General features: G+C 51.7%; 7 protein-coding genes. All 7 read right to left on the bottom strand.

The annotated features are described in order from the left end of the window. Nucleotides 1-180: 180 nt before the first annotated feature. The 7 genes from KO516_RS13900 to dcm all read right to left on the bottom strand — a co-directional run bounded on the left by KO516_RS13900 (nt 181) and on the right by dcm (nt 8686). A complete protein-coding gene (locus KO516_RS13900) occupies nt 181-2424 on the bottom strand; it encodes a helix-hairpin-helix domain-containing protein (RefSeq protein ID WP_216004387.1) in 2244 nt (747 codons plus the stop codon). Next, nucleotides 2421-2855, bottom strand: coding sequence for an EcoRII N-terminal effector-binding domain-containing protein (locus KO516_RS13905; protein ID WP_216004388.1), 435 nt, complete (start codon nt 2853-2855; stop codon nt 2421-2423). Before KO516_RS13905 ends, KO516_RS13900 begins: the two co-directional genes overlap by 4 nt. Next, nucleotides 2852-4675 carry a DEAD/DEAH box helicase gene (locus tag KO516_RS13910; RefSeq protein WP_216004389.1) on the bottom strand — a complete coding sequence of 608 codons (1824 nt, stop codon included), beginning with the start codon at nt 4673-4675 and terminating at the stop codon, nt 2852-2854. Before KO516_RS13910 ends, KO516_RS13905 begins: the two co-directional genes overlap by 4 nt. Beyond that, nucleotides 4665-5483 carry an HNH endonuclease gene (locus KO516_RS13915; protein ID WP_216004390.1) on the bottom strand — a complete coding sequence of 273 codons (819 nt, stop codon included), beginning with the start codon at nt 5481-5483 and terminating at the stop codon, nt 4665-4667. Before KO516_RS13915 ends, KO516_RS13910 begins: the two co-directional genes overlap by 11 nt. A 9-nt stretch (nt 5484-5492) precedes the next feature. Then, nucleotides 5493-7118, bottom strand: coding sequence for an ATP-binding protein (locus tag KO516_RS13920; protein ID WP_216004391.1), 1626 nt, complete (start codon nt 7116-7118; stop codon nt 5493-5495). 151 nt (nt 7119-7269) lie between these two features. Continuing rightward, nucleotides 7270-7596: a very short patch repair endonuclease gene (locus KO516_RS24285; protein WP_371742087.1), complete on the bottom strand. Its 327-nt coding sequence runs from the start codon at nt 7594-7596 to the stop codon at nt 7270-7272. Between the two features lie 13 nt (nt 7597-7609). Beyond that, the gene (gene dcm / locus KO516_RS13930) at nt 7610-8686 is read right to left on the bottom strand and encodes a DNA (cytosine-5-)-methyltransferase (protein WP_305833395.1); all 1077 of its coding nucleotides are present in this window, start codon (nt 8684-8686) and stop codon (nt 7610-7612) included. Between the last annotated feature and the right edge of the window lie 275 nt (nt 8687-8961).

Here is an 8961-nt window from a genome sequence, read left to right on the forward strand (position 1 = left end):
ATGATTTGCGCAACAACGCCTTGTCAGAGGCTTTCTCGCTGGCAACATTCAGCAAGCCTGCCACGATGAGCTGAAGCCCCCAGCATAGGCCCGACATGTTGATTGCCATTGCGAACTAACCCGGTATTTTCAACGAGATTTCGGAAGAGACACAGTCGGTTCCGGTTGATAGTCTGGCTTTCAGTGGCTTCTTCGAAAGCCTCGAAGGACAATCCGCTGCGGAGCAAAGTCCTCAATATCTTCTTCCTCCTGAATGGCTGGGAAATCCTGAATGTCGTTCTTGGGTGACTGAGCATCGGTCGGTCGCAGTTTGGTGTACCGACCAAGCCTGCCCATCGGGTAACCGGTTACGATAGCAACAATGGCAGGCAGATACGGCGAGATTTGTTCTTTTTCGATCTTCCATCCGGTAGCCAACAAGTCTGAGGCGAGGCTTGTGTCGCCATCGGCCATTTCAAAGCACTCAGCGACAAAAGCCCAGTGCATCAGGAATGCAGCACTCAAGTGCACCGTGGATATTGCAAGGTTCTGGCCAATGTACACATCACTCAGAAAGCTCAACAGGTCTGTTTCTATGCGTTTGATCGTTGAACCGTAACCGCCCAAGTCTATAGCAAGCGCCTCAGCGGTTGGCCTGTCCAACAGAGCAACGGAGGAGCGCCGGGTAAAGACATCGGCTGCATGAGTCGAAATTTTCCGAGAGTTCAAAACGGAAGCGGTTGTCGGAACTATGCTTTCGAGGAAGCACAGCGGATCATTGACATCGAATATCGGAAGAAAGGCAACTTCCGCCAAATCCGTATATTTCCACCAATCGACCACCCCATCAGGACAGGTGCACTTGGCCAGTATCCGAATGCTGTCGTACACTCGGCGGGTGTGCGAGGTGTCTGAAGCAGATAAGGCCCCACTCTTTATCGCAGTGAGAAACTCACCAACAGTCGCATAGCCCTGTTCTTGAAGTACCGCTGCCGATTTGTGTACCTGAAGTAGCTTCAAAGGGAGTTCAACGACCGGGTGATCGCCCTTCTTGAACGAGGTTGTGTCAAAGAGGACCGATGATTGAAACTCCTTTCCGGCCGCAAGCTCCCCGGTAATTATAGCCGTTACAAGAGGCAGGGCCTTTGCAAACTCCCGCCTTGGAACTGACCATGCCTTTTCAAGACCATTAACAAAATCGACAAAGGAAATGTCTTCATCCGATTTTGAAAAGTATTCAGCGGCGGTTCTCCATGGTTCCGAGAATTCCGGGCGGAAGCGATAGGGCATATTTGCGTAGTCATCATGGATCAGAGCGTTGGCCAAGCGCGCCAGGATTTTCGCCTCCTTTTGTCTGACCCTTTCCCTTGTCACCTTTTCAACGAAAAGATCGCTGACCGCCTCAAGGCTCAGCCTTTCCTTGGGCGGAGCCATGATCCTGTTTACGAGAATGATACCATCCTCTTCGCTTTCGCAGATCTCAAAGGCGCTTTTTAGAACCGCAGGGAAGTCGGCAAGGATTTGGGAGAAGCTGCCATTTTTAGATTCTTCAGGGAACAGTCCAACGTCCATTCCCTCGCAGTAAGCTTCCCAGTCGATCGAACCATCCGGGTTTTGGGATTCAGCAAGCGCCGTCAAAGCCCGATCAATCCGGTTGGTGGTTGTCTTTCCCATGCTGGGAATATCCAAAAGTACTGACTGCGGGGCTGAGGCAAGATCTCCAATGGTTTCCAGACCGCTCTCCATAAGTTTCCTGGTTTTTGGCCCAAGGTGAAGGCACCCGCTTGTCAGTCTCCGAGCCTGTTCACTGAGAACCAAAGTAATTTCAGGTTCTTCCTGTGAGGGGGCGCCCTGAGGATGCCTGGACGCCAGTGGATGCAACGCAGCGAGACGAGACAGCACGGAACTGTCTGAGCGAACATCCTTTGCCAAAGAAAGAAGCTGCTTCCAGAATGCCGCCAACTTCTTGGTTCCCAAACCAGAAGGGAGTGGTGATATGCCGATCCTAAGTGCTTCAAGCAATTCTCCAAAACTATTCAAGCCCTCCCTTTCAAACATTGCACCAGCGTTTCCGAATGACTTTCTGTTGACCGCAAACAGTGGGTTCTCCGAGTCAATACCGGCGAATTCAGGACAAACAAAAAAAAGCTCATGGAACCCATCTTCGCACCCCTCGTAGTATTCAATCCAGTCTACACTGGCTCCATGGACACAGGAAACAAGTCTAAGTAAGTTGGCAAGGAGCGCTTCCTTTGCCTCTTGTTGTAAAGTGGCGGAGGAAACTGCGCTCTCGAGATCTTCGAGAACAAAGTAACCATGGCTTTCGAGCAGAGTGCTCGTTCCGGGCGACAAATGAAGGTGTCGATGGCTCATTCGCGTTGGAATGGCCAGTTGGTGAGGTTTGTCTTTGCGCAATCCTTGATCCGTGTCCTGAATAAAATTCAATGAATTCTTCTCCATCCTCTCAGCACAATTCGATTGGATGTCTCGCCCGTGACTGCGTCAGAGTGAGAATTTGTAATAAGCCGTAAATTGAATAAATTCTGGCCTTCGTCCTTGGAAAGCTCCAATTCGTCACCGGATTTCGCCCCAGACCGTCGCAGATACCCAGTCAAACAGGTAAGCCTGAACTCATTTCGGGTGCCTTTTTTGTCGTGGAGTTTGTTGTTGTAATAAATATACTGCAAATCAATCTCCTCACCGTGTTCATCAAGACAAGAGATCGTTCTCCGAGGGTTTTTTGTTGCGGGGTCCAGCTCTCCAAGGAATGCCCTGAACTCGTGGTCCGCCTTGGGAATGAGCATTCCGGCTTGGTGGCTCTTCGTCTCGCCGGCATCATTGGCGCTCAAGGTTTTTCTGTAAGTCTTTTTCGTCATGGTAATTGCGGCCTGATGTTCAGTGCATTCTTCAAGTCTTCATCATCTCTTGTAGACACCGGGGCTATCTCGTTGCCCATTTTGTTTTTCCAAGCCGATCGATCAAGCATAATCCTTTCGACAGTATCCTCGTAATAAAGATGGTAAATAGTGACCGGCAGTGTCTGCCCCCTTCGGTGTGCCCTTGCGCTTGCCTGAGCTTCCAAAGCAGGGTTCCAGACTGGCGTCATGTGAATGACGACGGTCGCGGCAGTGATGTTCAAGCCTGCTCCGGCAGCCTTCGGGTTCAACACCAAAATGGCCGGGCCCTCCTCGGCAGAGAATTCATCGATTATGCCTTGTCGGTCTGCTTGCGGTGTTCCTCCGTTGATTGCTCCCCAATAGGCGTCAGAAAGGTCGGGAGCCGCTTGCTGAAGCAAATCCCCGAGACGATTGAACAGGGCGAAAACCAAGACTTTCCGGCCTGTCGCGAAAGCCTCTCGGATCAATCGGACTGTTTGCTCCATCTTGGTGTTGATCAGCGGAAGATCTACAACTTCAACGATGTTGGCATTTTCGGCGTCGGTGACATCGGTGCCAGATACACGTAGCCAAGGGTGTGCACACACCAACTGCAACTGCAGGGTGGCGACGAGCGCCCCGGCGACTGGATATTTCTCCAGTGTGGCTTCCCGTACCGCGTTGTAATGCTCAACGAGAGCACTCTCCATTTCCAGAGGCATCTCGATATCTATACGCTCTGGAAGATCGTCGGCTACGTCTGCGACACGACGTTTCAGCATGACCGGTTCGACGACTTTTGCGAGTTCTGCCGCCATCTCGATCCCATCGGGGAAATTGGCCTCAAAATCAGACAATGTGCCGAGAAGCCCGGGAATGGCGAAGTCGGCCAGTGACCATAGGTCCACAAGGCTGTTTTCGACAGGAGTCCCTGTCATGGGAACAGTCCGGGCGCGAGGAATGGTCGCAACGCAATTCCTCCGGCCGGAGGCCGGGTTCTTGATAGCCTGAGCCTCGTCACAAATTACCCAAGACCATTCAAATGCGGAAAAAATCGCGACGTCGTTCACCATCGTGTCATACGTGGTGATAACTACCTGAGCACTCTGCAGGCCGGCGAACACACCGGTTCGATAGGCGCCGCGGTGAACGAGGATCAACAGGGAGGGTGCAAATCTTTCGATTTCTCGGACCCAGTTCGCAATAAGGCTGGTAGGGCATATGATCAAAGCCGGTGAATGCTCTGGAGGGGGCTCCCTCACGAGCAGAGCAATGATTTGCAGAGTTTTCCCAAGGCCCATTTCGTCTGCGAGGATCAATCCTCCGTGAGCTTGGACGGTTTCCCACATCCAAGCTACGCCTTTGGCTTGGTAAGGGTACAATTCAGCATTTAAGCCGGGCATCTTCAGCACGTCTGGATATCGGGAAGCGGATTCAGATCCCGATTGCCCCGCTGCATCGGTGAGTTGGATGCTCAAGGAACCATCCGATGAGGCGATGTGCTGGCGGAGCTCTCCGTATCCAACACTTCCGTCATGATCCACGTCCATGGAAGCTCTCAGCAACTCCAAAGCATCATGAGGCAACGGGCGAATGGTCTTGTCATCAAGAACCCAGTCGAATTCATTACCGAACGCAAGTATCAGTTTTTCCTTACCTTTTACTGTTCGGCGCCCGGCCATTTTTGCGACGAGTTTCCCACCTTCCTTGTCGATGATGACCACTGGATCAAGGACACGACCACTCAAACGAATGCCCTCTGGGAGAGTATCCGGAAGGTCAGCAAATTTTTCGGGAAGTGAATTCACATCAGTGGACATTCGTATCCATCATAATAATCAGTTCTTCGATCGAATACGGCGTGGGCCGCCGTGTGTGGACTGCTCGGTGGCAATTCGGGCAAAGAGGAACAAGGTCCGCCTTTGGATCGTAACGTCTCTCCTCATGCAATTGAGACACTGGTTGCAGGTGGTGTACCTCAAGAACTTTGCCCGCTGGTCCATATTTCAACTGCGGTTTGAGCCCGCAGCAATAGCACTTGTAGCCATGCACTCTGAGGCAAAGGAGCCTGTTTCTCGGATTTCTCTCTCGCTTCCGAACAAGTGCGAGGGAAAGGGCTCCCTCCAATTCTCCTGACGTGTCCTCAGGAACTATTTCGTCGTAACCAATCAGTTCCGCCATTGCAGCCATGAGGGGCACAATGACTTCCCGGCAAGTAGCGACGATCGCATCACCGCCATCTGCCGTGGTCTCATGTTTGAGGGTAGCTGCTATCGTAAATCTGCCATCATCAACCGTCCAGCATTCAAGGCTTTGACCAGGAATTTCCACGTTGGCCTCGACCCTAATGCTGGTTACGAGGGATCGTGCCAGTTGGATGTCTTCCGCAGGAGCTTCGGAGATTTGTTTCAAGATCTGTCTTGAGAAATTCCCGAACCGAAGTTGCACTCGGTGAGCTCTCAGACCGTGAGGGCGGAGTTCGACAATCGGTCCCTGACGTTTCTCCAAATCATGGAACCAAATATCCAAACCTGATCGCATGCCAGAGGCCACAATGCTCAAAGCAACAGACGCACCCGTACCTTCGCTCAACTCAGATGCAATCAGGTCTGCGTGATCTTTCAGCATTTGAAAGCTCTATTCGTCCTCAAGGTCGTCGCTGGTCGGTGTGGTCACGTCGCGCAACAGCTTTCTCAGGTTTGAGGAAATCTCTTCGCGGATATCTGAGAAAATCGGATCCAGTTCCTCGTTGGTATTGTTCTGCTCGGCTGCCGTGAAGGCCCAGAGCAGAAGATCCATTCCCTGTACGGAATAGCCGCTATTCGCCGCCCGAAGGTAGATTTTTTGGTAATAGTCGTGATGCTTGTTCAACAATACTGCACCGACATGTCCTTCAACTCCTGCGCTCCTATAGCTGGGTTCCCACAGGTCTCCTGACGTGATCGTGTCAACGGCTTCAATATAGAGACTGCCAGGTTCGACGTTGTTTTCGATCTTCTGGCGAATTTTGATCTTCGGCCCGCGATTGTTCGAGATCACTGCACTTTGCGTTTCGGGATCCGCGCCCTCGACTGTTGCTTGTCGCGTGTTTTTGGTGCCCTCCACAGTGCGGTTCGCAGAAGTATGATCAACCTTGGCCTTCGCTGCGTCTTTCTGGGCTTTCTTTCGGTATCGCAGGTTTGCTTCCCTGCGCGCTGGTCCGAGAAGCTTTTCGAGGTATTCGGACAGTGCCGGATCAAAAAGAACACGGGATTTCTTCACGTCGATATGAAAGGCCTCATCCAGTTCGTGCCCAAAATCAAATTCAATTCTCAGCAATGACATATGTGGGTCGAGACCGCCGAAAACGCTGAGCCATCCACCGCTGCTGATCAACCGGCCTTCCCTGTAGATGTAGAATCCTTGGCCCCTGTTGGTGATGCGGGCTTGGTTTTTTTCGTCGTCGCCTAGGTCGTCACTGTGGGGAAGGATCCATGCCGCGACCGAAGCATTGTGTGTACTTCCGTCTTCGACCTGCACCTCCATTGCCTGTTGTTTCTCGGCAAGGACCTGTTCCGAGCGTTCCCGGAAAAACGGATCCCATGGCCCGACTTTGACGCCATCCACAGAAATCGTGATATTCCGCTCTCGGGTATCGGCTTGATCCAGAAAACGGTGATAGATCTCACTTACATGTTTCTGCAATCCGGCAGAGAGACGGCCAATCGCAGCCTTTTCCTTTGTACCACCGGGTTCGTCATAGTTCTTTGAAAGGATCCTGTCGCATTTCGACCATACGACGAGCGTTCCACTTCCTTCCCCACACAGCTCTTCAAAGGCTTCTTCCTCATCGACTGTCACCGGTTCCCTGCTCATTTCCCAGAGCCCCGATGCTTCGACGTGATCAAGGTCCCAGGAAAGCTTGCTCAGGGCCTCATCGGGTGAGTTTCTTGAGATCAGCGTGAATTGGCGGCACACGGAACTCGAGGCGGTTTTCAATCCGAGGCCAAACTTGCCAAGGCTTTCAGGGTTTTCACGCTCGGGGGCCCCGTAGCGCATCGCCTTGAACACACCGTCGGCATTCATACCGAAACCATCATCGCCGAAATAGACAAGTTTTCGTCCGTCTTGCATCAAGTCGATGCGAACATTGATCTCCTGAGCTCCTGCAGCCACCGAGTTGTCTATGATGTCAGCAGAAGCCGTCCTAAAGTCATAGCCTGTATCCCGAAGACCGTTGATCAGCCTTGGCGCGTCTGGTTCGTTAATCAATTCGTTGTTCATTTCAAACGCTCTTTTTCGTTTTCCGTTTTGTTATTGAACGGCTTGTCCGCCATGTGTCAGAAGATATTTCTGCAAATTTTTCATGGGACTGCAACCAATCGGCGATGCAGGCAACAATTTTCTCAACCGGAATTTCCCGAGTTGCACATTCCTAAACGATCAGAACACGCCAGTCGCCATCAATAAGACTTTGAACCGCTGCCTGATCGCGCTTGCTGTTGGTGAGAAGTTTCTCTTGCCAGAATTCACGCCGTGTCTTGGGCAGCTTGAAATATCGGCAGTCTTCATGCGCATGCCAAAAACACCCATGGATAAAAATCGCCGACCGATACTTGCTCATCATAAGATCCGGTTTTCCCGGGAGTTCCTTTCTGTGAAGTCGGAAACGATACCCGCAGGCATGGACTCCGCGCCTGACGACAAGTTCAGGCTTTGTGTCCTTGGGGCCAATCCGCGACATCATCTCTGATCGGCTCATCGGGTGCCGTGTGTTAGGCACGATTACTCATCCTTGACCTGATAGCCACCGTGTTGGTAAGCCACGGTTCCATGGAATTCGCGATCGCAATGGCGACCGGTGCGGCCACTGCGTTCCCAAATTGGCGGTAAGCTTGGGTATCCGAAACAGGAATGATCCAAGGTCGATTGTTACCTGGTCGGTCAAACCCCATTAGGCGTGAGCACTCCCGTGGGGTCAGGCGCCTCGGAATGTCTCCATCCCGCTCAATCAGGATTTCTGAACCGTCCTTGTAATACCTTGCGGACAGTGTTCTGGCGACATCGCCAGGCCCTCGCAAGCCGAAACCAAATCCATTGCCCGCAGCTTTGTGTTTTGCAGCGTACCTTTGAAGATATTCCCAGAGTTTGGGAGTCAAGGTATATTTTTCCGACACTTCAGCACACGGGCCCACTGTAAACGGGAATTCTGCAATTTCAGATCCATCTTCAGGATGAAGGATATCTTTAAGAATGGGTTTACGCCCTTGAGGGATCTTCACATCTTCCATAGTAAAGTTGGTCGGAAAATCTCTACGGAAACCAGATATGAAAATCCGTTGCCGATGCTGAGGGACCCAACTTTGGGCATCTATGACGCGATAGTCGACATCATAATCGAGTTCGTCCAATGCATGCAAAATGACACGCATCGTATTCCCCTTGTCATGACTCAGAAGGTTTTTAACGTTCTCCAGCAAGAATGCCTTCGGTCTATGGTGCCTCAGGATGCGTACGACGTCAAAGAATAGCGTGCCTTGGGTCTCGTCGGCAAAACCATGAGCTCTTCCCAAGGCATTTTTCTTGGATACCCCAGCGATTGAAAAGGGTTGGCATGGAAAGCCCGCGAGCAACAAGTCGTGTGCCGGGACGTCTTCTTCACTGATCGCTGTGATGTCCCCTTCAATTTTGTGATCGTCGTCCGGGAAATTTGCCCTGTAGGTTTCTTGCGAATATTTGTTCCACTCGGAGGTAAATACACATACTCCTCCGATTGCTTCAAAACCGATCCGGAGGCCGCCAATTCCGGCAAATAGATCAATAAAACGAAATGATTCAGTGGTTTTGTTCATTCTGCTCGCCGCGCCGTACATTAGAAGGTATGCTCCATGAACCTCGCTCCGAAAGGTCCGCGCGGCATGTGGAGTTTAGCTATATGTATGCGACAAGCGAAGCTATCACACAACAGCTATGATCGCTACCTGTAAGGTTTCGACAGATGGGCGTATTTTTGGGAACTCGGCGCGCTTGACTTGCGCGCCACACCCGAGTCGCGCGTGCAGCAACCGGAGCAGTATTGCGAGGTTGTTTGCGGCTATTGTCATGATGGGCTTTGTTGCACAAATCG

The sequence above is a fragment of the Citreicella sp. C3M06 genome, from assembly GCF_018860705.1.
Classification (GTDB): domain Bacteria; phylum Pseudomonadota; class Alphaproteobacteria; order Rhodobacterales; family Rhodobacteraceae; genus Salipiger.

Coding starts and splice junctions, on each gene's coding strand:
- KO516_RS13905 (WP_216004388.1), bottom strand. CDS start 2,855: ATGACGAAAAAGACTTACAGAAAAACCTTGAGCGCCAATGATGCCGGC.
- KO516_RS13910 (WP_216004389.1), bottom strand. CDS start 4,675: ATGTCCACTGATGTGAATTCACTTCCCGAAAAATTTGCTGACCTTCCG.
- KO516_RS13915 (WP_216004390.1), bottom strand. CDS start 5,483: ATGCTGAAAGATCACGCAGACCTGATTGCATCTGAGTTGAGCGAAGGT.
- KO516_RS24285 (WP_371742087.1), bottom strand. CDS start 7,596: ATGAGCCGATCAGAGATGATGTCGCGGATTGGCCCCAAGGACACAAAG.
- dcm (WP_305833395.1), bottom strand. CDS start 8,686: ATGAACAAAACCACTGAATCATTTCGTTTTATTGATCTATTTGCCGGA.
- KO516_RS13920 (WP_216004391.1), bottom strand. CDS start 7,118: ATGAACAACGAATTGATTAACGAACCAGACGCGCCAAGGCTGATCAAC.